This is a genomic window from Kribbella sp. CA-245084 (assembly GCF_050942355.1).
Classification (GTDB): Bacteria; Actinomycetota; Actinomycetes; order Propionibacteriales; family Kribbellaceae; genus Kribbella.
The window spans coordinates 1,656,214-1,680,950 of the sequence record NZ_CP192053.1 but is presented as its reverse complement, the minus strand read 5'-3'; the positions used below and the strand labels follow the sequence as shown (position 1 = coordinate 1,680,950).

Here is a 24,737-nt window from a genome sequence, read left to right as displayed (position 1 = left end):
CCGGGCGGCGGCACGATGGTGGCATGACCACCGACGTGCTCGCCGCCTTCGTCGACGTACTGGCCGACGCGCTCGACGACCACGCGGTCAACGCCGCCGACCTCGCCACGCGGCTCCAGCTCTCGCGGTCGCATCTCGATCGGATGGTCGCGGCCGCGGCCGGCGAGCGCCCGGGCGCGCTGCGACGGCGGATCCTGCTCGAGCGGTCGGCGTACCGGCTGCTGACCGGGCCGGGGCACATCCTCGATGTCGCGGTCGAGGCCGGGTACGGGTCGCACGAGGCGTTCACGCGTGCCTTCGGTCGGGCGTACGGCGTACCGCCCGCGGAATGGCGTGGTCGGCCGGACCGGATCCGGCTGGACGCGCCGAGCGGCATCCATTTCCACCCGCCGAACGGGCTGCGGGTGGCGGCCAGGGACGAGGTGAGTTCGATGGATCTGGTACGGACGATGGTCGATCACCACATCTGGCTGCTCGGGGAGATGGTCGGGCAGGCGGCGACGCTGACCGACGAGCAACTCGACCGGCCGATCGAGATCTCGGTCGAAGGGATCGACGACCACCCGACGCTGCGCTCGCTGCTGTCCCGGCTGGTCGGTCAGCTCGGGATGTGGCATGCGAACCTGACCGGCCAGGAGTACGACTTCTCGGTCGAGCGGGGCGAGAGTGTGCAGAGCATGCGGCGCCGGCTCGAGGTGGTCGGACCGGCGTTCGCGGGCGAGATCGGTGAGTTGTGTGCGGCGAACCGGCTCGACGAATTGATCGTCTGCCCGGGCGAGAACGCCGAGGTCTACACGGCCGGCGGGATGATCGCGCATGTGCTGACGTTCGCGTCGTACCGCCGCACGCTCGTCGCCGGCGCTCTGCACGACGCGGGCTGCGACGACCTGGACAGCGGCGATCCGATTCGTTGGATCAGCCAATGAATGCGCGGGTGGTGGCGGTCAACGTTGTGCATGAGGTGATCCGCGGGCCGACTCGATGGACGGCGATCGACAAGCGGCCGGTGCGCGGGGCGGTTCAGGTTGGCGAGCTCGGGCTGGTCGGTGATCGGCAGTGCGATACGCGGTACCACGGCGGGCCGGACAAGGCGCTCTACGCGTACGCCGAGGAAGACGCGGGCTGGTGGTCCATCGAGCTGGATCGTGACATACCGCCGGGGCTGTTCGGCGAGAACCTGACGACGTCCGGGCTCGACATCACCGGCGCGATGATCGGCGAGCGGTGGCGGATCGGCGGGCCGAAGAACGGGATCCTGGTCGAGGTAAGTTCGCCGCGTACGCCGTGCGGGAACTTGTCGGGGCGGATGGGGATCCACCGGTTCCACCACCGCTTCGCGAAGACCGGTCGAGTAGGTGCCTATCTGAAGGTGCTGCAGACGGGCTCGGTGCGGGCAGGCAACCGGATCGTCGTGGTCCACCGTCCGGACCAGGGCCGCACTATTGGCCAGCTGTCCTCAGGTGCGTGACATCGCCTGCTGCCAAGGGTCTCGGGCCATCAGCGGTGTCGACGATGAGCCGACCATCGTCAGCCAGGTCACGGGCAGTGCCTTCCAAGAACGTGCCGTCCGGTAGCTCCACCCGCACAGCGCGCCCCAGCGTCGCAGACAGTTCACGGTACTCCGGAAGCACCACGCTGGGGTCACCCTTGGCGTCGACCCAGGCCTGGTAACGAGAGGCGAGTTCACGCAGTACGGCGGCCATGACCGTAGCGCGATCGGTCGTTGCGGCCTTCTCCAACTCCAGCGACGTCGCGGCCTCATGGGGCTTCTCCGACTCGCGCAGCGTCACGTTGAGGCCGATGCCGACCACGGCCGCGGGTCCCTCGATCCGCTCGAGCAGGATGCCCGCCAGCTTGCGGTCCTCGACCAGGACGTCGTTCGGCCATTTCACCTGCGCCGGGACCTCAGCAACGGCACGCACTGCAGCCGCAACAGCCAGCGGAACCAGCAGACCGAGCCACGGCCAGCGAGCCGCCTCCACCGTCACCGGGCGCAGCAAAACGGACATGAGCAAGGCAGAGCGCGGTGGTGTGGTCCACGTCCGCCCCAGCCGCCCGCGACCGGACGACTGGTACTCCGCTGCGACAACCAGCCCCTCGGCCTGGCCACCAGCGGCCGCGGCGGCCACGACCGCATTGGTCGACGGCGTCTCCGCGAGTACGTCGATCTGGGTCCACAGCGCACCGGGACGCACCAAGCGGCCCCGCAGGAACTTCTCGTCCAGCGGGGGCCGCTCCAGGTCGCTGAATCTCATCCGGTGTTCTGCAGACCGGCGGCAACGCCCGAGACGGTCAGCAACAGCAGCCGTCGAGTGCGGACGATCTGCTCCTCATCCAGCGAGTCGTCGGTGCGCAGGGTCCGCAGTGCACGCAGTTGCAGGTAGCTGAGCGCGTCGACGTACGGGTTGCGCAGCTCGACCGCACGGCCGAGCACCCGCCGCCCCTGGAGCAGTCGCTCCTCGCCGAGCACCTTGAGCACCCATTCGGTCGTCAGCGCGTGCTCGTCGAGCATCAGCTGCGTCAGCTCCGGCCGGTCGCCCAGCTCCAGGTAGCGGCCGAGGATGCGGCGGTCCGTCTTCGCCAGCGACATCTCCGCGTTCTCCAGCATCACCTGGAACAGCGGCCAGTTCTGGTTGGCCTCCTGCAGCAGTGCGACGTCCCCGACGGCAGACAGCGCCGTACCGAGGCCGTACCAACCCGGTGCGTTCACACGGGCCTGCGACCAGGCGAACACCCACGGGATCGCCCGCAGGTCCTCCAGCGACGACACCGCCACACCACGCCGCGCCGGCCGCGACCCGAGCGGCAGCTGACCGAGCTCCTCCAGCGGAGTCACCCGGCCGAACCACTCCGCGAACCCGTCCGCCTTCACCAGCTGGTGGTACGCCGTACGCGCGGCCTCGTCGAGCGTCTTCTCCATCACCGCGAACCGCTCCGCCGCCGCCGTGGCCCGCTCCTCCACCGCCGGAGTGGATGCGAGCAGCGTCGCCGCGGTCACCTGCTCAATGTGGCGCTGCGCGATCGGTGCGTTCCCGTACCGCGCCGGGATCGCCTCGCCCTGCTCCGTCAGCTTGAACCGGCCGCCGACCGACCCGGGAGCCTGCGCAAGTACGGCGCGGTTCGCCGGACCACCGCCGCGACCCAGCGCGCCACCGCGACCGTGGAACAGGGTCAGCCGGATCGCGTTGCGGTGCGCCCACGCCGTAATCCGCGCCTGCGCGTCATACAGCGCCAGCGTCGCCGACACCGGCCCGACATCCTTGGCGGAGTCGGAGTACCCGAGCATGACCTCGAAGCGCCGGTCGTTCGCGGTGAGCCGGTGCCGCACCCGGGTGAGCTGGATCGCGTTGTCCAGCACCTCCACCGAGTTCTGCAGGTCCTCACCGGTCTCGAACAGCGGTACGACGTCCAGCTCGATCGGGCGCCCGTCCAGCGCAGCGTCAGCCAGCTCGTAGACGGCTGCCAGGTCGCCGGCGTTGCGGGTGAACGACACGACGTACCGACGGCAGGCCTCGGGGCCGAAGCGCTGCTGGATCTGACCGATGACCCGGAGCGTGGCCAGCACTTCTTCTGTCTGGTCGGAGAGCTCCCCGCCGCCCAGCACCTCTTCCAGAGCCTTGGCGTGTACTGCGGAGTGCTGGCGGATCTCCAGCTCGGCCAGGTGGAAGCCGAACGAGTTGACCTGCCAGATGAGCTGCTGCAGCTGGCCGTACGCCTGGCGTGGTGCGCCGGCTGTCACCAGCGAGTCCTGCAAGACCTTGAGCTCGTGGAGGAAGTCAGCGGCCCGCGGGTAGCCGAAGTCGGCGTCACGGGACCGCGTCGCGGCGAGCCGGCGCGCTGCGAGCAGCAGGAGCTGCCGGTGCGGCTCGGCCGGCGAGCGGGTCTCGATGTCAGCGATCAGCTCCGGGTTGACCGCCCGGGCGTCCTCCAGGATGCGGCGGACCGGCGCGGACGGCGGAGTGGTTGCGGCGTCCAGCGTGAGCGCGCGGCCGAGCTCCTCGGTCGCCTGCTCGAGCGCCCGGAGCACGTGGTCGGCCTGGATCTGCATGGCCTCCCGGGTGATCGCTGCGGTGACGTTCGGGTTGCCGTCCCGGTCGCCGCCGATCCAGGAACCCAGGTGCACGAACGGCGCGACTACCGGCGTACGGGTGCCGGCTGCGTCACCGGCCAGCGCGTCGTCGAGGCGGCGGTACACGTTGCCTACGACATCGAACAGGGTCTCTTCGAACACGGCCATCGCGGACCGCACCTCGTCCAGCGGAGTGGGCCGGCTGGTACGGAGTTGCGCCGTACGCCAGAGGACGTCGACCTGCTCGACGAGGCGGCGACGGTTCTCCGCGAGGTCGCTGTCGCCTGCCCGCGGGTCGTGGCGCTCGTCCAGCAGCGCGGAGATGCGCCGGATCGTCGCCAGTACGGCGCGGCGCCGGGCCTCGGTCGGGTGCGCGGTCAGCACCGGGCGGAACTCCAGCCCGTTCAGCAGGGCGCGGGCCTGCTGCTCGCCGCTGTCGCGGGCGATCTGCTCGACGGCCTGGGCCAGCTCGGACACCACGGCCTCGCTGCCGGCGCGGTCGCGCTCCCGCAGTACCCGGGCGCGGTGCAGCTCCTCGCTCAGGTTGGTCAGGTGGAAGTAGCAGGTGAAGGCCCGCGCGACATCCTCGGCCCGCTCGTGCGGCCACGACGCGACCAACTGCTCGGCCGCGGCGCCGTCACCGGCAATGGTCAGCTCGCGCAGTTTCTCGACGTCGTCGAGCAGCGGCTGCCCGGCGTACTCGACCAGAACCTTGCCGAGGATCTCGCCGAGCAGGCGGACGTCGGCCCTGAGTTCTTCAGGCACCTCGAACCGCGCGCGGGTACGGGTCTCACTACCGGTCTCGCTCACGTTCGCCCACCCTATCGGCGGACGCCCATCGACGCCGCACAGTCCAACCACTGGAAGCCGATCGTGACCGCGCGTTCAGCTACTTCACAGTATGTCGCGCTCAGACGTTGCCGAAGCCGCCGGCGACGACCTGGGAGACGGTCTTCGCCAGCTCGGCCGGGCTGCGGTCCGTGCCGTCGACGACGAGCATCCGGGCGCAGGACTCGGTCATCGAGGCGAGCAACTCGGCGAGGACCGGGAGGTTCGCGTCGGGGTCCGCGACGCCGGGGAGGGACTGGAGCAGGGTCAGGCGCAGGCTCTCGACCAGGAACGCGCGGGCGGCGCGGACCCGCTCGGCGACGACGGGCGCAGCGCCGTACTGCGCGCCGAAGACGATGCGCCACGACTGCGGCTGCTTGGACACCGCGGTCAGGAACGCGGTCAGACCCTCGAGGACGTGCTCCTCCGGGGTACCGACGCTCGGGTCCGCGGGCAGCGCGGAGACGATCGAGACGACCAGGTGCTGCTCCTCGCGGCCGAGCAGGGCCAGGAGCAGCTCGTCGCGGTTCGCGAACGAGTCGTAGACGACGGGTTTGGTGACGCCGGCCGCGTCCGCGACGGACTGCATCGTCGTACCGGCGAAGCCGTTCGCCGAGAAAACCTCGAGCGCGGCATCCAGGATCAACGGGCGACGGCGCTCCGGACCGAGATGACGAGCCCGCCGACGTCGTTCAGGGTCCTCGACCACTTGACAAACCTACCGCATCGTAGGAAATTCCTACAGTCCGGTAGGAACTGCCGCGGGGGTGGTCGATGACCGAACGAGGCAGTGCCGGTTGGCTCGAGTCCGAGGGCATCACGACCTTGGACGCGAGCGAGCTGGCCCGATTGGTCGACCGGACGTCGGAGCGGGAGCTTCGGCATCGTCTCATCGGGGGAGTGCGAGAGGTCGCGTTGCGCGAGATCTTTCGCCGGATGCCGGAGTACCTCCGACCCGCCCGGGCCGCCGGGTTCGACGCTGTGATCAGCTGGCAGATCACCGGCGCGGGCGGGGACGGTCACTCCGTCGACGAGTACTGGATCCACGTCCACGACAGCCGATGCACGATGCTCTCGAGACAGCCCGCTCCCGCGGACATCTCCATCCGCACAGACCCCGCCACCCTGCTCCGAATAGTCACCGGCAACGAAGACCCCATCGTGGCAGTCCTCAAACAACGCCTCTCCGTCCGCGGCGACCTAGCCCAAGCCGCCCGCCTAACCAAACTCTTCACCGTCGGCCCCACCTGACGCCGCCCAGCGGCCGGGCCTGCCTGAAGCTGGTCAGCGGTCGGGCCTGCCCTGGAGCTGGTTCGCGGCCGGCCCGCCTGAACCTGGTTCGCGATCGGACCCGCCTGCAGCTGGTCAGCGGGTCGGACCTGCCTGAGGCTGGTTGCCCTCGGGCTTGCTCTGGAGCTGGTTCGCGGCCAGCCCGCCTGGAGCTTGTTTGCGATGGGGCCTGTGTGCTTAGCGGCTGGGGCTGTCTGTAGAGCGGCCGGCGGACTGCTCGGTCTGGTGCGCACCACCGCGATGAGCGGACGCCGCCTGCCCCTGCGCCATTCGCGTAGCTCCCGCCGCCGGCGCCTGATGATCAAGCACAGCCCGCAAGGCCGCCACATCCTGCGCACCCGAGCCAGGCGGCTGCTGCGGCCCCTGCTGCTGTTGCGGCCCTTGCTGCCACCACTGCTGCTGCCCCGCCTGGGCCTGCTGTCCCGGCTGGGCCTGCTGCCCGGGCAGTGCCTGCTGCTGGCGAGCCTGCTGTTGGGGAGCCGGCTGCTGCTGGCGAGCCTGCTGTTGGGGAGCCGGCTGCGGCTGTCCGTACTGCGTCGGAGGCGGAAACTGCTGCCGCTGAGAAGCCTGCGGCGCCGGCCACTGCCCAGCCACCGGCTGCGGAGCCCCCTGCGAGTACTGCGTCCCCGGCGCCTGCTGCCACTGCCCCATCCCCTGCCGCCCAGGCTGCCCCGCCTGCTGCTGGCCCTGCTGCTGGCCCTGCTGCTGGCCCTGCTGCTGCGGTTGCTGCTGCGGCGGCGGCGAGTGGAACACCTCATGCTGCGGTCCACGCGGAGGCTGCCACTGCCCCGGCTGCTGCTGACCCGACTGCGACTGCTGCTGCGATGGCGAGTGGAAAACCTCGTGCTGCGGACCACGCGGCGGCTGCCATTGGCCCGGAGTCTGTTGGGGAGGAGGTTGTTGCGGCTGCTGCCACGACTGTCCTGGGGTCTGCTGGCCCGGCGCCTGCTGTGGCTGCGGGTAGGCAGGAGCCTGGGGCTGCGGGTAGGCAGCGGCTTGCGGCTGCGGGTACGTCGGAGCTTGCGGCTGTGGTTGTTGCCCGCGTTGCTGCTGTTGCGGGTTGCGCGGCTGCTGCGACTGCTGTTGCGGCTGGCGCCTCTGCCACCACCGGCGTCGGGTCTCCTGCTGGGCCAGTGACTGCTGCTGGCCCGGCGCCTGCTGCGGCTGGGTGTACTGCTGCTGCAGGCGGGTCTGCGGCGACGGATAGGCCGACGCTTGCTGCGGCTGTTGCGGCTGGGCGTACTGCGGCTGCGCAGGCTGCTGCGGCTGCAGCTGGCCAGGAGTCTGTTGCGGGAACGCCGACTGTTGCTGCGGCTGTGGGGGCTGCGGCTGCTGCCACGGCTGCGGTTGCTGCTGGGCCCGCTGCGGCTGGCCGGGAGTCTTCTGTGGCTGGACCGGCTGCTGCTGCGGCCACCACTGGGCTTGCTGGCCTGGTGCCTGCTGCGGCTGCGGGTAGGTAGCTGGCTGCTGCGGTTGGGCGTACTGCGGCTGCTGCTGCGGTTGTGCGGGCTGCGGCTGGGCTTGCTGCGGTGGCTGGTACGCCTGTGGCCGCGGGTAGGTAGGTGGCTGCTGCGGCTGGGTGTACTGCGGCTGTTGCTGCGGGACGACCTGCTGCGGCTGAGCCTGCTGCGGGTACGCCGGTGGCTGCTGCGGTTGAGCCTGCAGCGGCTGGACTTGCTGCGGTGGCTGGTACGCCTGCTGCGGCTGCGCTTGCTGCGGCTGCTGCGGTTGAGCCTGCGGCGGCTGGACCTGCGGTGGCTGGTACGCCTGTTGGTGCGGCTGTGCCTGCGAGGGCTGCGCTTGCTGCGGTTGGTACTGCGCCTGCGGCTGCGGGTAGGCCGGTGCCTGGGGCTGCTGCGGCTGAGCCTGCGGCGGCTGAGGTTGAGGCTGCGGTGGCTGGTACGCCCGCGGTTGAGCCTGCAGCGGCTGCGCTTGCTGCGGTTGCGGCTGCAGCGGCTGCGCTTGCTGCGGTTGCGGCTGCAGCGGCTGCGCTTGCTGCGGTTGCGGCTGCAGCGGCTGCGCTTGCTGCGGTTGCGGCTGCGGGTAGGCCGGTGCCTGCGGTTGCTGCGGTTGAGGCTGCGGTGGCTGGTACGCCTGCGGCTGAGCCTGCAGCGGCTGCGCTTGCTGCGGCTGCGGGTAGGCCGGTGCCTGCGGCTGCGGTTGTGCCTGCGGCGGCTGGGGTTGCTGTGGTGGCTGGAAGGCCGGGGGTTGCTGCGGCGCCTGTGGCTGCGCCGACTGCTGCGGATGCTGCTGTGGCTGCGGTTGCGGCGACGGCTGCGGCTGGGGTTGGGGTTGTCTTGGGGGGTGGGGTTGGAGTATCGGGAATTGGGGGTGGGTGGGTTGGACCGTCTGTTGGGGTTGGGGTAGTTCGATGGTGGGTTGTTCTCGGTTGGTGGTTTGTTGCAGTTGTTGGGTGTGTTGTTGTGCCAGCTGGTCGCGGTACTGCGTCTCGGTGGCGCGGACTGCGTCGGTGAGGGAGTCGGCGATGTCGGCGCCGCGGGTGTGGGAGATTGAGCGGAGGTTGGGGGCGGTGCTGTCGTGGAGCTCGCGGAGCTTGCCGAAGTCCTGGTTGATCTGGGTGGCGAGGCGCTCGCGGACGGCCTCCTGTTCCGCGGCGGGCACGAGGTTCGGCAGGTCCGAGCTGTCGAACATCACGTCGGCTGCGGCGCGCGCCTTCGACATGGGCGGCTGGCTCGCCATCCGACGGAGTACCTCGTTGCCGGAGAGGTTCGCCTCGGCGCCGATCTGGTCGGCGAACGCGCGGGCCGCGGGTTCGTACCCGGGGTATGAGTGCGGCACCCGGACCGCCTTCACCTGTGCGGCAAGGTCCGGCGGCAGTACGCGATCGGCGGTCGCGTCGAGCTGCGCCTGACTCCACGCCTCGGTGACGCCCTCCTCGAGCGGCCGGTACTCCAGCGGCTGGAGGTCAGCCTTCCAACGAGCGTGCGTGAACCCCTCCGGCCCGGCGAGATGGTCGAACTCGTGGCAGACCGTCTTCAGCGCGTTCCGTCGGATCCCCCACTGCTCCAGCGTGGCCGGCTGCCCGCGGGTCTCGTACATCTCCTGCAGCGGCTGGACCACCAGCGTCCGGTTCAGCCGAACAGTGCCGTCCGAGTACGCCGCACCGCGGATCGTCGGATCGTCGGTGTAATGCAGATCCCCGTTCCACAGCGACACCGCAGAACCCGACTCCGCCGCCACCGCGTCGCGGACGCGTTCCCACAGCCCGTTGTCGAGGTCCGGGATCTCGCTGTTCGCGCTGCGGACCATCCCGCCGGCCATCTACTGCTCCGCGGACCCCAGGTCGATCATCTCGATGATCTGCACCAGGGTCTCGTTCATCTCGAGCGCGGCATCCCGCTCGCCGGCGGTCGGGGCGGCATACGCGATCCGCGCGATCTCGGCCATCCCGGCCTCGGCACGGGCCCGCCGCTCGGCCGGCGTACCGTCCGGACTCGAGGCCCGCATCATCACGTCGGACGCCTGCCGGACCGGAACGCTCTCCGGCGTGCGGGCTTCGAGGACGAGGTCGTCGAGCGTCTTCAGATAGCGGATCGCCTTCGCCTGGTCGGCCTCGCCGTCGACGGTCGCGGCCTGTTCCCGGAGCCGCTCGACGGCGGCGGCCAGCTCTTCGGGGTCGGTGATCTCCGTGCCCCACGCGCGCACGACGCGACGGCGTGCAGCATCGAAGTCCCCGTACTCCATCGGGTCATCATCGCATGGTCACAGATCGCGACCGGGCGCCTTGGGTCCGGTCGACAAGGCCGCCGCGGTCGACCGCGATCCGGGTGCCCCTTTCGGAGCCACGATCCGGCCTGCCGGTGCCACCGCAGTGTCGACCGCGAATCTGGCGGTCTGGTCGTCGACGTCAGGGTGCGACGCCGCGATGACGGCCAACGGTTCGTTCATCTCGAGTACGGCGTCGCGCTCGCCGGCGGTCGGGGCCTCGGCGGCGATCTGGGCGATCTCGGCCATCCCCGCCTCGGCCCGTGCGCGCTGCTCGGCCGGCGTACCCTCAGGCCCGCTCGACCGCATCATCACGTCGGAGGCCCGGCGGATGTACTCGCTCTCGGGTTCCGAGGCCTCGGCGACCAGTTCGTCCATCGCGATCAAGTAGCGCATCGCGCGGTCGGATCCGCTGGTGAGATTCGTCGCCTGTTCGTGCAGGTCGGCGACTGCTGCGGCGAGTTGTTCGGGGTCGGTGATCTCGTTGCCCCAGGCGTGGATGATGCGGCGGCGTGCGGCGTCGAACTCGGCGTACTCCACCGCCCCATCGTGGCACCCGAGGGGTTCGGTTCACCGGTCCAGGGTCGGGCGCTTTGGATCGGGGTTCGACGTGGGGCGGTTCGTTGTCGGAGCGGAGTCGCGAGGCTGTGCTTGCGGGCGGGCTAACGCCGGGTCGTGTCCGGACGCGAAGCGCGCCATCGGTTCTCGTTGGTGTGCCATCGACACGGCCATCTTGCCGATATCGGTGCCGTACCGCTCCGGATCGCCGGTCACCGTGTCCAGCGCGTCGAACTGGCGATCGGCCTCGTCGGTGATCCGACCGGCGGCGAACGGCCGCTCGATGTTCGGTACGGCGGAAGCCGCCACCAACTCGTCGACAGCCGACTGAACCATCAGGACCCGCCCCTCGCCGGCCATCCGGCGCAGCGTCTCGCCCTCCTCGAGGCCGGCGGCGTTGTCGATGACCGCCGCGAACGCGCGGGCCGCCGGCGCGAGCCGCTGGTCCGCAGCCGGCGGATGCGCGTGCCGCACCTGGATCGCCAGCTCGTACGGCAGCGTCCGGTCGGCGAGCTCGCGCACGTGGTCCTCGGCGTACGCCGTGCCGACGGCCTGCTCGATGTTCACGTACCGCGGCGCGACCGAGTCGGCCGCCGCCTCGTGCCGTTCGTCGTACTCCTCCGGAACGGCCCAGCGTGCGTACTCCGCCGCCACCGCCTGGAACGCCGAGCGGGCGGCGGTCGCATCCGCGGGACTCAGCGGGTGAGTCCTGCTGCTCTCGATCAGCTTCCGGAGCGCTGTCGCCTGTTCCATAGGGAGGACGAGAGTGGTGCCGGCGCCAGGCTCCCGCTTGATCTGGCCGTCCCACCGCGAGTTCGGCGCGTCGAGGGCTTCCCCCACAGCGCCTTGGATGCGGCCGCACAGCTCGTTGACCGAATCCGGTGTCTCAACGGCCGGAGGCCAGCCGATCTTGTCGAAGAACTCGTGCAGATGAGCGATCTCCTCGTTGGCGTCCTGGCTTGCCGTCGTGATCGCGGTCGAGCCGAAGCCGGCCAACTGCTGCCGATCCGCCAGTACGGCGCCGATCTCCGGCCCCGGGGCCTGCCGCTCGTGGTTCTCGAACTGGGCTTCGAGATGATCGGCGATCGCCGTCGTGAGCTCGTTCCGCTCCGGCGCGGGCAAGGCCGTGAAACCGGGGCGGGACTGGAGCAGCAACCGCGCGGCGGCCGTCGCGTGGGCGCCGCGCCCGGCGGCGACGAGCTCACGCAGTACTGCGGGCTCCGGACGCCCGGTCCGCGCACTGATCGCCACAACGGACGCATGCGCAGCCAGCAGGTCGCCGTCGATCATCGGAGGCAGGAAGACACCGAGGTCGTCCGACTGCCCGTCCGGACGAAGCTCAGCGACCAGGCGCGGCGTCTCGTACTGCGCATACAGCCGGCTGTTGGCCGTCTCGAACCGGGACCGGCCGGAGGGATACAGCGACTCCTCGACCGACTCCCGCGGTTCAAGTACGCCGGCGCAGCTCGCAACCGTCTCGACCAGAGCGGCACGGATCTCCACGCGCCGGTCGTCCTCGCGGGGCCGCGGCGCGAGCCGGGCCGGGATGTCGAGGTTGTCCGCGAGCAGCCGCAGCTGCCGCTGGTCGGACCGCCCCACACGGTGGGTGATCTGGTCGCCGATCGCCAGCGAAAAGCTCCCCGTGTCCCGCTCGACGAGCCTGTTGATGCTCCGGATCAGACCACTGACCTCTGCGTCCGCCACGACGAGAACCTAGCGGCGGCCAGGTTCAGCGGCGCGCTGCGGCGGACGTCACAGGCGGTACGGCGTACTGACGCGTAGGCTGCGCGTTCATGGGAGAGACGGTGAACATCCACACCACGGCCGGGAAGCTCGCGGACCTCGAGCACCGGCTGGACGAGGCCGTGCATGCCGGGTCCGAGCGCGCCGTGGAGAAGCAGCACGCGCGCGGTAAGAAGACCGCCCGCGAGCGGATCGAACTGCTGCTCGACGAGGGCTCCTTCTCCGAGCTGGACGAGTTCGCCCGGCACCGCTCGACCAGCTTCGGCCTGGACGGCAACCGCCCGTACGGCGACGGCGTGGTGACCGGGTTCGGCACCATCGACGGCCGTCAGGTGTGCGTGTTCGCGCAGGACTTCACCGTCTTCGGCGGCAGCCTGGGCGAGGTCTTCGGCGAGAAGATCGTCAAGGTGATGGATCTGGCGATGAAGATCGGCTGCCCGCTGATCGGCATCAACGACTCCGGCGGCGCCCGGATCCAGGAGGGCGTGGTCTCCCTCGGGCTGTACGGCGAGATCTTCCGCCGCAACGTCCGCGCGTCCGGCGTGATCCCGCAGATCTCCCTGATCATGGGCCCGTGTGCGGGCGGCGCGGTCTACTCCCCCGCGGTCACCGATTTCACGGTCATGGTCGACGAGTCGTCGTACATGTTCATCACCGGTCCGGACGTGATCAAGACCGTCACCGGCGAGGACGTCACTCAGGAAGAGCTCGGCGGCGCGCGGACGCACAACACCAAGTCCGGCAACGCGCACTACCTCGGCAGTGACGAGGAGGACGCGATCGAGTGGGTGAAGGCGCTCGTCGGTCACCTCCCGCAGAACAACCTCGAGGACCCGCCGGTGTACGACGCCCCGGCCGATCTCGAGCCGACCGAGACCGACCTTGCCCTCGACACCCTCGTCCCGGACTCGCCGAACCAGCCGTACGACATGCACACCGCGATCGAGGCGGTCGTCGACGACGGCGAATTCCTCGAGGTGCACGCGCTGTTCGCGCCGAACATGATCGTCGGCTTCGGCCGGGTCGAGGGCCGCCCGGTCGGCGTGGTCGCGAACCAGCCGATGCAGTTCGCCGGCACGCTCGACATCGACGCGTCCGAGAAGGCGGCCCGCTTCGTCCGGACCTGCGACGCGTTCAACCTGCCGATCCTGACCTTCGTCGACGTACCCGGCTTCCTGCCCGGCACCGACCAGGAGTGGAACGGCATCATCCGCCGCGGCGCCAAGCTGATCTACGCGTACGCCGAAGCGACCGTCCCGATGATCACCGTGATCACCCGCAAGGCCTACGGCGGCGCGTACGACGTGATGGGTTCGAAGCATCTCGGCGCGGACATGAACATCGCCTGGCCGACCGCGCAGATCGCGGTGATGGGCGCACAGGGCGCGGTCAACATCCTGCACCGCCGTGAGCTCGCCTCCGCCGAGGACGTCGAGGCCCGCCGGCAGGAGCTGATCACGGAGTACGAGGACCACCTCGCGAACCCGTATATCGCGGCCGAACGCGGTTACATCGACGCGGTCATCAAGCCCAGCGAGACCCGCGCCGAGATCATCCGCGCCCTCCGCCTCCTCCGCACCAAGCGCGACACCCTGCCCCCGAAGAAGCATGGGAACATCCCCCTGTGACCACAATCCAAGTCACCAAAGGCAACCCCACGCCGGAAGAGCTGGCCGCCCTGATCACCGTCCTGGCCGCCCGCTCCGCCGCTCCCGCCCCGGCCGCAGACCCCGAGCGAGCCAGCAACTGGGCCACCTACTGGCGCAACGCCCGCACCCCGTTCCACCCCGGCCCCGGCCAGTGGCGCGCGTCAGCCCACCCGTAAGCCCGTCTGCAGATCAGGCGCGGCGGAATCGGATGAGCGGGTACGTCGGAGCCTGGCCGGTGTTGCGGGTCGGGCCGGGGAACGTTGTCGCGCCGTCCAGCACGAGGCCATAGCGGGCTGCGACTGCGACGAGGTGCGCGATGGCGTCCTGGGAGCGGTTGTCGTCCGGGCCGCGGTCGTCGGCGTAGCGGCTGGCGTCGGACTTGTCGGTTGTGGTGACGAAGACGCCGTCGGTGCGTAGGACCCGGGCGACCTCGGCGATGACCGGCTCGCTGTTGTTGAGCAGGTGCAGGAGCCACACCGCAACGACCGCGTCGCACCGGCGGTCCGCGATCGGCAGCCGCGTCGCGTCGGCCGCGGCGACGTGGCCCGGGAGCCGGACGCGCGCGTGCTGGAGCATGGCGGTCGAGATGTCGACGCCGTGCACCAGATTGCCTAGGGCAACGAGTTCGGCGCCGACGATGCCGGTGCCGACGGCCAGCTCGAGGACGCGACCGCCCTTGGGGAGCAGCGAATCCACTGCTTCGGCGGCAGCCGCGGCGCGGACGACGCCGCCGCGTGTGTCGTCGTACGTCGAAGCGACGGTCTCGTCGTAGACGTAGTCGGAGGTGGTCTTCCACAGCTCGGGCCAGGCGATGCCGACCTGCGCGAGCATACGCCGCAGCAACGGCAACGACAGGCCGACGACGTTGTGGTAGTCGCCCTCGATCGCGGTCACGAACGGCCCGCCCAGCCCGTCGACGGTGAACGCTCCGGCGACGACGAGAGGTTCGCCGGTGGCGACGTACGCGTCGATCTCGTCGTCGGTCAGGTCGGCGAAGTGGACAGTGGTCGACGCCAGCTCCCGCAGTTCCTGCTTGGCCGAGGTGTCGATCAGGCAGTGCCCGGTGTGCAGTACGCCGGTGCGCCCGCGCATCATCCGCCAGCGCTCGCGTGCGGCGTCGGGCGTCTCGGGCTTCCCGTACGGCTCCCCGTCGAACTCGAGCACAGAGTCGCACCCGAGCACCGTCGCATGATCGCTCAGGTTCGCGACCACTGCGCGCGCCTTCAGCGTCGCGAGCAACCGTGCCAGCTCGCCCGGATTCTCCGCGGTCACGTCGTCCTCGTACACGCCGGACACGATCACCTCGGGCTCGATGCCCGCACTGCGCAGCGTCTTCAGCCTGGCCGGCGACTTCGAGGCCAGGACGAAACGGATGCTCATAGCTTCGCCAGCGCCCGGCGCAGCGGGTCCAGGCCGATCGAGCCGAGGTTCAGCGCGTCCGAGTGGAACGTCCGCAGATCAAAGGCGGATCCCTTGCGCTGCTTGGCTTCCTCGCGCGCCTGCAGCCAGATGCGCTCGCCGACCTTGTACGACGGCGCCTGCCCCGGCCAGCCGAGGTACCGGTTGAGCTCGGCCTGCAGGAACTCGACCTCCATCCGGCAGTGCGCCCGCAGGAACTCGAACCCGAGCTCGGCGTTCCACCGCTCCCCCGGCCGCCAGCCGAACGGGTTGTCGCGCGGAACCTCCAGCTCCAGATGCATGCCGATGTCAACGATCACCCGCGCCGCCCGGAACCCCTGCGCGTCCAGCATGCCGAACCGCGCGCCCGGCTCCTCGAGGTAGCCCAGCTCCTCCATCAGGCGCTCGGCGTACAGCGCCCAGCCCTCGCCGTGACCGGACACCCAGCAGGCGATCCGCTGCCAGCGGTTCAGCAGGTCGGTCCGCAGCATCGTCTGCGCGACCTGGAGGTGATGCCCGGGCACGCCCTCGTGGTACACCGTCGTGACCTCGCGCCAGGTGGCGAACTGCTCGACGCCGTTCGGCACCGCCCACCACATCCGGCCCGGGCGGGTGGTCAGGTCCTCGCTCGGCTGCGTGTAGTAGATCGAGCCGTCCGAGGTCGGCGCGATCATGCACTCGAGCGTGCGGATCTCGTCGGCGATGTCGAAGTGGGTGCCGCCCAGCTCGGCGACGGCGGCGTCGGACAGCTGCTGCATCCAGTCCCGGAAGGCGTCCTTGCCGCGGATCGTGCGCGCCGGGTCGTTGTCCAGCAGCGCAGCCGTGGCCTCGATGCTCCGGTCGCCGCCGTTGAGGCCGGACGCGATGTCCTGCATGTCGTTCTCGATCCGGGCCAGCTCGGCCCAGCCCCAGGCGTACGTCTCCTCGAGGTCGATCGCTGCGCCGAGAAAGCTGCGCGAGGCCAGCTCGTACACCTCCCGGCCGCACGCGTCCCGCTGCGGCGCCCGCGGCGCGAGGTCGGTCGTCAGCCACGCGCCGAACTGGTCGAACGCCTTCCGCGCCGACGCCGCCGCGGCCTCGACCGTCGACTTCACCGCGCTCTGCGGAGCCTGCGCGGCCAGCCCGGCGAAGAAGTCGTCGCCGTCGGCACCGGTCCAGCTGGCGATCCGCTCGGCCAGCCCGTTCACCTGGCGCACCGCGGAGATCCGGCCCAGCGCGGCCTGCTCGAGCAGCGTGTCGCGGTACCCGTCGAGCGTCGTACCGATCTGGTTGAGCCGGATCGCGACCGTCTCCCAGTCCTGCTCGGTGTCGGTCGGCATCAGGTCGAACACCTGCCGCAGCGCCGCCGGGACCGACGAGATCGCGTTCAGCTGGTGCTGCGGTACGCCGGCCTCGTAGCGCTCGAGCTCCAGCCCGAGGCGCTCCACCAGCGCGTCCTTGGCGACCTCCTCGCGCGGGCTCGCGGGCTCGATCGCCTGCGCCTCGCCGAGGGTCTGCCGGGTCAGCTCGACCCGCGCCTCGAACCCGGCCGGCGTGAAGTCCGGCAGCTCGTGGTCGTGGCCGGCGATCCCCAGCTCGGTGGCCGTGATCGGGTCGAGCACGATCTCCTGCTCGAGGTGCCGTTCAGCCAGCTGGTCGATCGGGCTGTTCGGTGTGCGGGCATCAGTCACGCTGCCGACCCTACCGTCCAGGGGCGCGCGATACTGACCTGTTTGTTGCCGATACTGTGGCGGTCGCTTTCTGACGCACAGGAGAGGAACGGCGTTGAGCCAGCCACCCTACGGGCCGCCCGGCCAGAACTCGCCGTACCCGCCTAATCCGCAGCAGTACCCGCCGCAGCAACCGCAGTACCAGCAGCAACCGCCGCAGTACCAGCAGCCCGCGTACGGACCGCCACAGCGTCAGTACGGCGGGCCGCCGCCGCAAGGCCCGGGCTTCGGCTGGGGTCCGACCTTCGGCCCGCCCGGACCCGGCGGGCAAGGTGGCGGTCCGGGCTGGCAGCCGCAGCGGCCGCGGAAGAAGTCGAAGGCGCCGCTGATCGCGATCCTGTCGATCGTCGGCGTCGCGATCGTCGGCGGGTGGATCATCGGCGTCGTCAAGAAGAACGCCGACGACGTCACGACTCCGCCGGTGAGTCCGAGCCGCTACACCCCCGAGCCAACCGGAGCCCCCACCGAGGAGCCGACGGAGCAGCCCACGGAGCAGCCGACCGAGCAGCCGACCAGCACCGAGACGACGACCACGACCGCGCCGAAGGTGTCGGATTCGACGGTCGTCGCGAAGAACGCGCTCTACCAGGCCGGCCAGATGAAGACGGTCAACTGCAAGGAGCCGAGGGTCCGGCCGACCAACGCGCGCAACGCGGCGGCGTACTGGACCGCGATCAAGCCCTGCCTGGACAAGGCGTGGGCGCCGCTGGTGGCGAAGGCCGGTTACAAGTTCCGTCCGCCGACGATGACGTTCTGGGCGGGTACGAACGCGACCGGCCCGTGCGGCACCGGCCCGGTCAGCGTGCCGTACTACTGCTCGGCCAACAACAACCTGTACATGAAGGTCGACGTGTTCGTGCAGGCGTACACGGAGTACCCGGACGCGGAGTCCAAGGCGTACGCGCGGATGTGGTACACCCGCTCGGTCGCGCACGAGTACGGGCACGGCGTACAGAACATGACCGGCATCCTGCAGGCGTCGGACAACATCCGGTACGAGCTGACCAACTACGACGACCGGACCCGGCAGACCCGCCGGATGGAGCTGCAGGCGAACTGCTTCGCCGGCGTCTTCCTCGCGGTCAACAAGCGCAGCTACCCGATCAGCGGCGAGATGCTCTACGTCTGGAACAAGTGGGTCCTGACGGCCGGCGACAAGCCGGAAGAGGGCGACCACGGCAGCGTGGCGAGCCAGCAGCGGTTCATGGGTACGTCGTTCAAGACCGGCAACCCAGCCAGCTGCAACACGTTCGCGGTGTCACCCAGATACGTCAGCTGACCCCGGCGGCGCGACCTGCTGCCAGGAGTCGAGCAGGATGTCGTGCAACTCGTCGGCGTCCTCGAGCGCGGCAAGGCGGGCCCGAACCCAGTTCGAGCCCGCCTCGTGCTTCGGCACCCAGAACTTCTCGGGTTCCGCCGCGATCAACTCTTCACGTTCCAGCCGTGGACACCGGACCGCGAACGACGTCTGGTCGTCCGGCACCGTGACGAACATCCGCCCGGCCACGTCGAACGTCGGGTGTCCCCAGCGCTTCTTCTCCACCGTCTCCGGGAAGGACAGCGCGATCCGTCGTACGTCGTCTGCGTCCAGCACGGTCACACTTTAGAGCGACCCGGCAGCAGGAACGCGACCAGTGCACCGGCCGCGACGATCGCGGCGCCGGTCCAGACCGCGGGCACCAGGCCGGCGGCGTAGCTGGTCGGTGACTCGTACGATCCGGCCGAGGCGAACACCGACGCGAGGACGGCGACGCCCATCGCGACCCCGACCTCGCGGATGGTGTTGTTCGTACCCGACGCCACGCCCCGGTCCGCGTCGGACGCGCTGTTCATCACGACGCTCGCCGACGGCGCGAAGGTCAGCCCCATCCCGATCCCGGCGAGGATGAACGGTGCGACGAGATCGCCGTACTGCGTTGTCGCGGTGGTGATCAGGGCGATCCACCCGAGCCCAGCGGCCAGGAGCAGCTGTCCGGTGACGATCAACGTCCGCGGGCCGACTCGATCGACGATCAGACCGGCGATCGGTGCGACCACGAGCGGCGCCGCGGTCCACGGCAGGGTGCGTACGCCGGACTGGAACGGCGTGTAGTGCTGAACGACCTGGAAGAACTGCGCGAGCAGGAACACCGATCCGAACACGCCGACCGCGAAGGTGAACGAGACGATGTTCACGACGCTGAACGAGCGGACCGAGAACAACCGCAGCGGCAGCATCGGCGCAGACGTCCGGCTCTCCCAGCCGATGAAGGCTGCCAGCAGTACGACGCCTGCGATCAGCGAGCCGAGTACGCTGCCGGACGTCCAACCGTCGTCGGCTCCGTGCACGACACCCCACACGATCGACAGCACGCCGGCCGTCGCCAGAACCAGTCCGAGCAGGTCGAGCCGCTTCGCCGTACCCCTGGACTCGGACAGGACCCGAGCGGCGAGCAGTACTGCGAACACCCCGACCGGGACGTTCAACCAGAAGATCCACTGCCAGTTCAGGCCGTCGACAACCGCGCCGCCGACCACCGGACCGACGGCGACACCAAGGCCGGAGATGCCGCCCCAGATGCCGATGGCCGCGCTCCGCTGCTTCTCCGGTACTGCGCCTGCGAGCAACGTCAGCGACAGCGGCATCACGGCCGCCGCACCGATGCCCTGGATCGCGCGGAAGGCGGTCAGCATCCACGGCTCGGTCGCCAGCGCGCAGGCGGCCGACGCGAGCGTGAACAGCACGATCCCGGCCAGGAACATCCGCCGCCGGCCGAGCCGATCGCCGATCGCGGCCGCGGTCAGCAGCAGCGCGGCGAAGGCCAGCGTGTAGGCGTTCACGAACCACTGCAGGTCCGACAATGACGCGCCCAGCTCGGTCTTGATCACCGGCAGCGCGTTCGTCACGACCAGGTTGTCCAGCGTGACCATGAAGGTGGGAATCCCCACCGCGGCCAACACCACCCCGAGCCCACGGCTCCGGGTCCCCACCACATCCCTCTCGACGAGAGCGGTCATCTCGAGCTCCTAGTTGTAATTCACTGATAACTTCACCGATGACGAGAGTATGCATCCACTGATAACATGTCAAGCAGACGGAAGGAGCTGGGGACATGACGAGGGTCAGGCTGACGGCCAAGGAGCGGGGCGAAGAGGTCTTGCGGGCTGCGGTTCAGGCGTTTGCGGCGTCTGGGTACGAGGGCACCAAGACCGACGAGATTGCGCGGATGGCCGGGGTCTCGCAGCCGTATGTGATCCGGTTGTTCGGGACCAAGCAGCAACTGTTCCTGGCCGCTGTGGACAGCGTGTGCCAGCGGATCGAGGAGATCTTCCGGGAGGGGGCCGCCGAGTCCCCAGAGCTCAGCGCATTGGGCCGCAACTACAAGCGACTGCTCGGCGAACCCGAGCTGCTCCTCGTCCTGCTGCACGGCTTCTCAGCCAGCGGGGATCCGGCCATCGGCGACTGCGTCCGGGAGCGCTTCGGCAGCATCTACGCGCTCATCCGCGAGCTGACCGGCGCGTCACCGCAGGAGGCCCGCGAGTTCCTCTCCGCCGGCATGCTGCTGACCGTCATGTCCGCCATGCAGGTCATCGGCCCTGATGCCATCCCGATGAAGTGGGCCCAGGAGATCGAGGACACCCTCGGCTAACCCCGGTCCAGCTTCTGTCCCGCGGCGAACCAGATGGTCGCCGTCCCCAGTCCCATCGCAAGAACCGTCACCACCAGCGACCCCGGCACATCCGCGCCTTGAACCAGCGCAGCAGCCAGCGCCACCACCGGCACCAGCAACAAGGCGATTGCTGTAGGCAACCACCAGCGCCGCAACGCCGCCGGATGGACCCGCGCGTACGACGGCAGCTGAGCGGCGAACGCGGCCGCAAGATGCACCAGCACAAGCGCCACCGCGGTCAGCACCAGGCTCCAACTGATCTCGGCCGGCGCCCGCATCAACCACCCGAGCGCGACCACCAGCAGAAACACGAAGCCCGCCAGCGAATCCGGCAGCACGATAGTTGCCAACAGCATCGGTACGCCGACCAGCGGGATCAGGTCCAACTGGTCCCACGACTGAACAGCCGGTACGACGAGCGCGACAGCACCGGCGACCGCGATCACCAGCCGGGCATACACGACAGCCCGCCCGGACGAGCGCAACTGCGCCAGCCAGAGCGTGATCTTCTCGGAGGTATTCATGAGCGGATCCTCGGTGCGGCGGACAAGCGCGCGGCATCCCGCAGTACCTCATCCAACGTCCCGGAGCCGCGCCACGGAACCGTCGGTACGCCGAGGTCGCTGAGCCGATCGAGATCGCGGCGGCGCTCGAGCAACCGCAGGCGCCAGGCGAGCGGCCACGATCGCGTGTCGTGGGCGTCGATGTCGATGATCGACGTGACGTCCGGCGGCAACGTGTCGATCGCGATCACCGTGCACCCGGAGTGGACAAGCGTGACGATGTAGCCGAGCATCACCGGACGCAGCAGCGGACTGAGCACAAGCACCAAACTGTCCGACCGGACCCGGTTACGACGAGCCAACTGCTCCTCGTCCTGCTGCCGACCGCGCCGATCCGCATGGACCAGCGTGTCCAGGATCCGCCGCAGATGCGCGCGCCCGCTCCCCGACCGCACCCCGCGGAACAGGCTGCCGGTGTCGATCAACCGCACCCGGTCGCCGTTGCGCAGGTAGTGCTCCGCAACCGCGGCGGCCGCTCGTACGGCGGTGTCCAGGCTCGACGACCGCCCGTCGATCCCTTCGCTGACTCCGATCTCGCCGCCGGTGTCGACCATGATCACGACCTCGGTGTCGCGGTCCGACCACGTCGACGTGACGTGCAGCTCCTGCGTCCGCGCCGACACCGCCCAGTTGATCCGCCGCAACCGGTCACCGGTCCGGAACGGCCGTACGCCGGCCAGCTCCGTCCCCTCACCCGGCCGCCGCGACCGGTGCAACCCGACCAGCCCGGCAGGCCGCGGTACGGCGTCGACCGCCTCGAACCCCTCCCGCAGCGGCAACGTCGTCACCGCCTGCGACTCCACCGACGTCACCTGGATCCGGTACGCCCCGACCGTGGACGTCGCCGTGACCGTTGGCCGCTCCAACGACCGCAGTCCCCACCGCTTCGACCGTACGCCGACCTCGAGCGTCACCTCACCGTTCGACACCGGCTCCGCGATCGCCGCCTGCGGCGGGTCGTACTGGAACCAGGCCGTCCGCGGCAACGCCGCCACGATCAGGTCGATATCCGGATCAACCCCGTCCGGCACCCGCAGCCGGTACGTCGTCGCCTGCCCCTCGAACAACACGTCCGCGTCGAGCTCGGTGTGCACCTCCGGCCGGTCCCGGGGCCGGAAGAAGCGTCCCCACGCCGCCAGGAACGCCAACGGCAACCCGAACACGGCGGCGTCCGGCCGCCGGAAGAAGACGGCGACCGCCAGCAGCACCGCAGCCACGCAGATCGCCCGGATCTGCGCGTGCGTCGGACGCCACCTCATGTAGCGGCGACCACAGTGGGCGGCGCCGCGACAGATCCGAGCACGGTCCGCACGACGGTCGCCCCAGTCACCTCATGCAGCCACAACTCCGGACGCACCGTGATCCGATGCGCCAGCGCAGCCACAGCCACCGTCTTCACATCCTCCGGTACGACGTAGTCGCGGCCCTTGATCACCGCGTACGCCCGCGCGGTCAGCAGCAGCGCCAACGAGCCACGCGGCGACGCACCTACCAGCACCTGCGAGTCCCGACGGGTCGCGGCGGCGAGGTCGACGCAGTACTGGCCGACGGTGTCGTCGACAGTGACCCGCTCGACGGCTTGCTGCGCAGCGAGCAGGCCGGCTGCATCAGTCACCGCGTCGACTGTCTGGTCTTCACGACGACGGCTCATCCGGCGACGCAGCACCTCCCACTCCTCCGCGGGGCTGGGGTAGCCGAAGCCGATCCGCAGCATGAAGCGGTCGAGCTGTGCCTCCGGCAACGGATAGGTGCCTTCGTACTCCACCGGGTTCGCCGTTGCGAGCACGTGGAACGGAGTCGGCAGCGGGAAGGTCTGCCCCTCGACGGTGACCTGGTGCTCCTGCATCGACTCCAGCAGCGCAGCCTGCGTCTTCGGCGGCGTCCGGTTGATCTCGTCGGCCAGCAACAGGCCGGTGAAGATCGGGCCGGGCCGGAAGACGAACTCGGACTCCTTCTGGTCGTACACGAACCCGCCGGTGACGTCCGACGGCAGCAGGTCCGGCGTGAACTGCACGCGCCGGAACTCCAGCCCGAGCGCCTGCGCGAACGACCGCGCGGCCAGCGTCTTCGCGAGACCCGGGTAGTCCTCGAGCAGCACGTGCCCGCCGGCCAGGACGCCGGCCAGCACCAGCTCGAGTGCGTCGGCCTTCCCGACCACGGCCTGGCTGACCCGCTCCAGCACCTGCCGGCTCAGGTCAGAAACCTCACCCAGAGTCAGCTCGCGATCAGTCACAGGTAGTCCTCACAGGTTCTCGATGGTGTGGATCGCGTACTCGATCTCGTCGAGCGACGCAGTGCGCTTGTCGTCACCGGTGATCAGCTGCCAGAGCCGGTCGCCGGTGATCTCGCGAGCCCGGTCCGGCTCGAGCTCAGGGTCAACGCCGTGCCGGTGCACCAGGCGGTCGGTGGCCAGCTCGAGCAGCATCGGCCGCACCCGGCGTACGAACGTCTGGGAGCCTTCGCCGGCACGCCGCTCGCGGCTCGACTCCTGCAGCCAGGTGGCGATGAACTGGGTCCGGTTGTCGCTGGTCCGCGTACGCAGCGCGGCGAGCTTGTCGTCGTGCTGGCCGGGCCAACTGGTCTCCACGACCTGCGGCAACACCAACCGGATCGCGAGCGACCCGATCCCGAGCGCGAGCGCGGCACCCACGAACCAGAGCGGCCGCGGCGCCATCCCTGCCGCGCCGAACACCGCGACCAGCAGCAAACTCGCCAGCACCGCGATGCCGATGTGCTGCAGCAGCATCTTGTTCAGCCGCAACGACCGACTCTTCTTGACCTCCTGCGGCGGCCCTTTCTCCTCCAGGGCCGACCAGCGGTACGACGTCATCCGGCTACCTCCGCGGTGTCGGGATGAGCCGCCGCGAGGTCATCACGCAACCGCAGCAACGCCGCCCGCGCCTCGGCCCGCGCCTCCTCGCTCGAACCGTGCGTCGAGTACCGCGCCTCGCGATACAGCGCGCCGAGCCGGACCAGCTGCCCCTCGGAGATCCCGCCGATCCCGAGCACGCGCACGGTGAACTCGGCCGGCGTCTCCGACGGATCCCGCGGTACTCCGGCTGACGCGGCCGCTTCCTCCAACGCCACCCAGCACGCGATCACCGCATCCGTCGCCTTGCCGGAATCGATGCGCGCCAGGCCCGCGTCGACAGCCTCGGCCAGACGCTCGGTCTTCACCCGCTCCCAGTCCGTGTCGTCGGGCTCGGCCTGTGGCAGCCGCACCTTGCTGATGATCCGGTAGATCACCAGGCCGATGAACACCAGCAATGCCGCGATCGCCAGGTAGATCACCGCCTGCCACAACGCCTTCAACCAGGCCGGCATCTCGACCGGCTTGATGTCCCGCGGCGACGCTGTGGCCGACGGCGGCGGCGCAGCGGTGTCGGACGGCGTGAACGTCGGCAGCGGTCGCGGGCTGGCCTTCAGCGTGCTGTCGCTCACCGGCCGGACCGGCCCGCTCGCCGACGCGAGCACGACGAAGCCGGCCGCGACAACCCCGACGAGCACCACGGCGGCCACCGCGAGCGCACCCCGCCGCTGCGTCTGCATCTGGG

Annotated in this window: 23 protein-coding genes; 7 read left to right on the top strand and 16 right to left on the bottom strand. The window is 70.0% G+C overall.

The window, feature by feature from the left end:
* Positions 1 to 23 precede the first annotated feature (23 nt).
* Positions 24 to 926 (top strand): helix-turn-helix domain-containing protein, encoded by a 903-nt coding sequence (locus ACQPYH_RS08240; protein WP_432888674.1) that lies wholly within the window; start codon positions 24 to 26, stop codon positions 924 to 926.
* Entirely contained in the window at positions 923 to 1,468 is a 546-nt protein-coding gene (locus ACQPYH_RS08235; protein WP_432888672.1) for an MOSC domain-containing protein, read from the top strand. Before ACQPYH_RS08240 ends, ACQPYH_RS08235 begins: the two co-directional genes overlap by 4 nt.
* Here ACQPYH_RS08235 and ACQPYH_RS08230 read toward each other — a convergent pair.
* From ACQPYH_RS08230 to ACQPYH_RS08220, 3 genes are all read right to left on the bottom strand, one after another.
* Entirely contained in the window at positions 1,440 to 2,255 is an 816-nt protein-coding gene (locus ACQPYH_RS08230) for a biotin--[acetyl-CoA-carboxylase] ligase (RefSeq protein WP_432888670.1), read from the bottom strand. The two genes, ACQPYH_RS08235 and ACQPYH_RS08230, sit on opposite strands and share 29 nt — an antisense overlap.
* Positions 2,252 to 4,879 (bottom strand): phosphoenolpyruvate carboxylase, encoded by a 2,628-nt coding sequence (locus tag ACQPYH_RS08225; RefSeq protein WP_432888668.1) that lies wholly within the window; start codon positions 4,877 to 4,879, stop codon positions 2,252 to 2,254. Before ACQPYH_RS08225 ends, ACQPYH_RS08230 begins: the two co-directional genes overlap by 4 nt.
* Positions 4,880 to 4,979: 100 nt before the next feature.
* Positions 4,980 to 5,606, bottom strand: a complete 627-nt coding sequence (locus ACQPYH_RS08220; protein ID WP_432888666.1) for a TetR/AcrR family transcriptional regulator — start codon at positions 5,604 to 5,606, stop codon at positions 4,980 to 4,982.
* Positions 5,607 to 5,671: 65 nt separating this feature from the next.
* On the opposite strand from ACQPYH_RS08220, the gene ACQPYH_RS08215 reads away from it, so the two are divergent.
* A complete protein-coding gene (locus ACQPYH_RS08215) occupies positions 5,672 to 6,148 on the top strand; it encodes an SCP2 sterol-binding domain-containing protein (protein WP_432888664.1) in 477 nt (158 codons plus the stop codon).
* Between the two features lie 216 nt (positions 6,149 to 6,364).
* On the opposite strand, the gene ACQPYH_RS08210 is transcribed toward ACQPYH_RS08215, so the two are convergent.
* From ACQPYH_RS08210 to ACQPYH_RS08195, 4 genes are read right to left on the bottom strand one after another with little or no spacing between them, the layout of a single operon-like run.
* The gene (locus ACQPYH_RS08210; protein WP_432888662.1) at positions 6,365 to 9,469 is read right to left on the bottom strand and encodes a hypothetical protein; all 3,105 of its coding nucleotides are present in this window, start codon (positions 9,467 to 9,469) and stop codon (positions 6,365 to 6,367) included.
* Positions 9,470 to 9,892, bottom strand: coding sequence for a hypothetical protein (locus tag ACQPYH_RS08205; RefSeq protein WP_432888661.1), 423 nt, complete (start codon positions 9,890 to 9,892; stop codon positions 9,470 to 9,472).
* An 18-nt stretch (positions 9,893 to 9,910) separates the two neighbouring features.
* On the bottom strand, positions 9,911 to 10,453 hold the full coding sequence (locus ACQPYH_RS08200) for a hypothetical protein (protein WP_432888659.1): 543 nt from the start codon (positions 10,451 to 10,453) through the stop codon (positions 9,911 to 9,913).
* Between the two features lie 30 nt (positions 10,454 to 10,483).
* Positions 10,484 to 12,175 (bottom strand): hypothetical protein, encoded by a 1,692-nt coding sequence (locus ACQPYH_RS08195; protein WP_432888657.1) that lies wholly within the window; start codon positions 12,173 to 12,175, stop codon positions 10,484 to 10,486.
* An 89-nt stretch (positions 12,176 to 12,264) separates the two neighbouring features.
* Here ACQPYH_RS08195 and ACQPYH_RS08190 point away from each other — a divergent pair, with 89 nt between their 5' ends.
* A complete protein-coding gene (locus ACQPYH_RS08190) occupies positions 12,265 to 13,842 on the top strand; it encodes an acyl-CoA carboxylase subunit beta (protein WP_432888656.1) in 1,578 nt (525 codons plus the stop codon).
* Positions 13,839 to 14,039: an acyl-CoA carboxylase subunit epsilon gene (locus ACQPYH_RS08185; protein ID WP_432888654.1), complete on the top strand. Its 201-nt coding sequence runs from the start codon at positions 13,839 to 13,841 to the stop codon at positions 14,037 to 14,039. Before ACQPYH_RS08190 ends, ACQPYH_RS08185 begins: the two co-directional genes overlap by 4 nt.
* A 13-nt stretch (positions 14,040 to 14,052) precedes the next feature.
* Here the strand turns inward: ACQPYH_RS08185 and ACQPYH_RS08180 are convergent, their stop codons facing one another.
* Both ACQPYH_RS08180 and ACQPYH_RS08175 read right to left on the bottom strand, forming a co-directional pair.
* Complete coding sequence (locus ACQPYH_RS08180) at positions 14,053 to 15,243, bottom strand: Maf family nucleotide pyrophosphatase (protein WP_432888652.1); 1,191 nt, start codon at positions 15,241 to 15,243, stop codon at positions 14,053 to 14,055.
* On the bottom strand, positions 15,240 to 16,931 hold the full coding sequence (locus tag ACQPYH_RS08175) for a DUF885 domain-containing protein (protein ID WP_432888650.1): 1,692 nt from the start codon (positions 16,929 to 16,931) through the stop codon (positions 15,240 to 15,242). The genes ACQPYH_RS08180 and ACQPYH_RS08175 overlap by 4 nt, the downstream gene beginning before the upstream one ends.
* Before the next feature lie 94 nt (positions 16,932 to 17,025).
* Here ACQPYH_RS08175 and ACQPYH_RS08170 point away from each other — a divergent pair, with 94 nt between their 5' ends.
* Entirely contained in the window at positions 17,026 to 18,249 is a 1,224-nt protein-coding gene (locus ACQPYH_RS08170) for a neutral zinc metallopeptidase (protein ID WP_432888648.1), read from the top strand.
* On the opposite strand, the gene ACQPYH_RS08165 is transcribed toward ACQPYH_RS08170, so the two are convergent.
* A complete protein-coding gene (locus tag ACQPYH_RS08165) occupies positions 18,229 to 18,564 on the bottom strand; it encodes an MmcQ/YjbR family DNA-binding protein (protein WP_432888646.1) in 336 nt (111 codons plus the stop codon). The genes ACQPYH_RS08170 and ACQPYH_RS08165 overlap by 21 nt on opposite strands.
* Positions 18,565 to 18,566: 2 nt before the next feature.
* Positions 18,567 to 19,967, bottom strand: a complete 1,401-nt coding sequence (locus ACQPYH_RS08160) for a DHA2 family efflux MFS transporter permease subunit (protein ID WP_432888644.1) — start codon at positions 19,965 to 19,967, stop codon at positions 18,567 to 18,569.
* Between the two features lie 95 nt (positions 19,968 to 20,062).
* On the opposite strand from ACQPYH_RS08160, the gene ACQPYH_RS08155 reads away from it, so the two are divergent.
* Positions 20,063 to 20,599: a TetR/AcrR family transcriptional regulator gene (locus ACQPYH_RS08155; RefSeq protein ID WP_432888642.1), complete on the top strand. Its 537-nt coding sequence runs from the start codon at positions 20,063 to 20,065 to the stop codon at positions 20,597 to 20,599.
* On the opposite strand, the gene ACQPYH_RS08150 is transcribed toward ACQPYH_RS08155, so the two are convergent.
* From ACQPYH_RS08150 to ACQPYH_RS08130, 5 genes are read right to left on the bottom strand one after another with little or no spacing between them, the layout of a single operon-like run.
* Positions 20,596 to 21,144 (bottom strand): hypothetical protein, encoded by a 549-nt coding sequence (locus tag ACQPYH_RS08150; protein WP_432888640.1) that lies wholly within the window; start codon positions 21,142 to 21,144, stop codon positions 20,596 to 20,598. The two genes, ACQPYH_RS08155 and ACQPYH_RS08150, sit on opposite strands and share 4 nt — an antisense overlap.
* The gene (locus ACQPYH_RS08145; RefSeq protein ID WP_432888638.1) at positions 21,141 to 22,442 is read right to left on the bottom strand and encodes a DUF58 domain-containing protein; all 1,302 of its coding nucleotides are present in this window, start codon (positions 22,440 to 22,442) and stop codon (positions 21,141 to 21,143) included. Before ACQPYH_RS08145 ends, ACQPYH_RS08150 begins: the two co-directional genes overlap by 4 nt.
* Positions 22,439 to 23,416 (bottom strand): AAA family ATPase, encoded by a 978-nt coding sequence (locus ACQPYH_RS08140; protein WP_432888636.1) that lies wholly within the window; start codon positions 23,414 to 23,416, stop codon positions 22,439 to 22,441. The genes ACQPYH_RS08145 and ACQPYH_RS08140 overlap by 4 nt, the downstream gene beginning before the upstream one ends.
* A gap of 9 nt (positions 23,417 to 23,425) precedes the next feature.
* Entirely contained in the window at positions 23,426 to 24,013 is a 588-nt protein-coding gene (locus tag ACQPYH_RS08135; RefSeq protein WP_242000436.1) for a hypothetical protein, read from the bottom strand.
* Positions 24,010 to 24,732, bottom strand: a complete 723-nt coding sequence (locus ACQPYH_RS08130) for a DUF4129 domain-containing protein (protein WP_432888633.1) — start codon at positions 24,730 to 24,732, stop codon at positions 24,010 to 24,012. The genes ACQPYH_RS08135 and ACQPYH_RS08130 overlap by 4 nt, the downstream gene beginning before the upstream one ends.
* Between the last annotated feature and the right edge of the window lie 5 nt (positions 24,733 to 24,737).

Coding starts and splice junctions, on each gene's coding strand:
- ACQPYH_RS08190 (WP_432888656.1), top strand. CDS start 12,265: ATGGGAGAGACGGTGAACATCCACACCACGGCCGGGAAGCTCGCGGAC.
- ACQPYH_RS08240 (WP_432888674.1), top strand. CDS start 24: ATGACCACCGACGTGCTCGCCGCCTTCGTCGACGTACTGGCCGACGCG.
- ACQPYH_RS08180 (WP_432888652.1), bottom strand. CDS start 15,243: ATGAGCATCCGTTTCGTCCTGGCCTCGAAGTCGCCGGCCAGGCTGAAG.
- ACQPYH_RS08160 (WP_432888644.1), bottom strand. CDS start 19,967: ATGACCGCTCTCGTCGAGAGGGATGTGGTGGGGACCCGGAGCCGTGGG.
- ACQPYH_RS08135 (WP_242000436.1), bottom strand. CDS start 24,013: ATGACGTCGTACCGCTGGTCGGCCCTGGAGGAGAAAGGGCCGCCGCAG.
- ACQPYH_RS08155 (WP_432888642.1), top strand. CDS start 20,063: ATGACGAGGGTCAGGCTGACGGCCAAGGAGCGGGGCGAAGAGGTCTTG.
- ACQPYH_RS08215 (WP_432888664.1), top strand. CDS start 5,672: ATGACCGAACGAGGCAGTGCCGGTTGGCTCGAGTCCGAGGGCATCACG.
- ACQPYH_RS08230 (WP_432888670.1), bottom strand. CDS start 2,255: ATGAGATTCAGCGACCTGGAGCGGCCCCCGCTGGACGAGAAGTTCCTG.
- ACQPYH_RS08210 (WP_432888662.1), bottom strand. CDS start 9,469: ATGGCCGGCGGGATGGTCCGCAGCGCGAACAGCGAGATCCCGGACCTC.
- ACQPYH_RS08205 (WP_432888661.1), bottom strand. CDS start 9,892: ATGGAGTACGGGGACTTCGATGCTGCACGCCGTCGCGTCGTGCGCGCG.
- ACQPYH_RS08235 (WP_432888672.1), top strand. CDS start 923: ATGAATGCGCGGGTGGTGGCGGTCAACGTTGTGCATGAGGTGATCCGC.
- ACQPYH_RS08150 (WP_432888640.1), bottom strand. CDS start 21,144: ATGAATACCTCCGAGAAGATCACGCTCTGGCTGGCGCAGTTGCGCTCG.
- ACQPYH_RS08145 (WP_432888638.1), bottom strand. CDS start 22,442: ATGAGGTGGCGTCCGACGCACGCGCAGATCCGGGCGATCTGCGTGGCT.
- ACQPYH_RS08130 (WP_432888633.1), bottom strand. CDS start 24,732: ATGCAGACGCAGCGGCGGGGTGCGCTCGCGGTGGCCGCCGTGGTGCTC.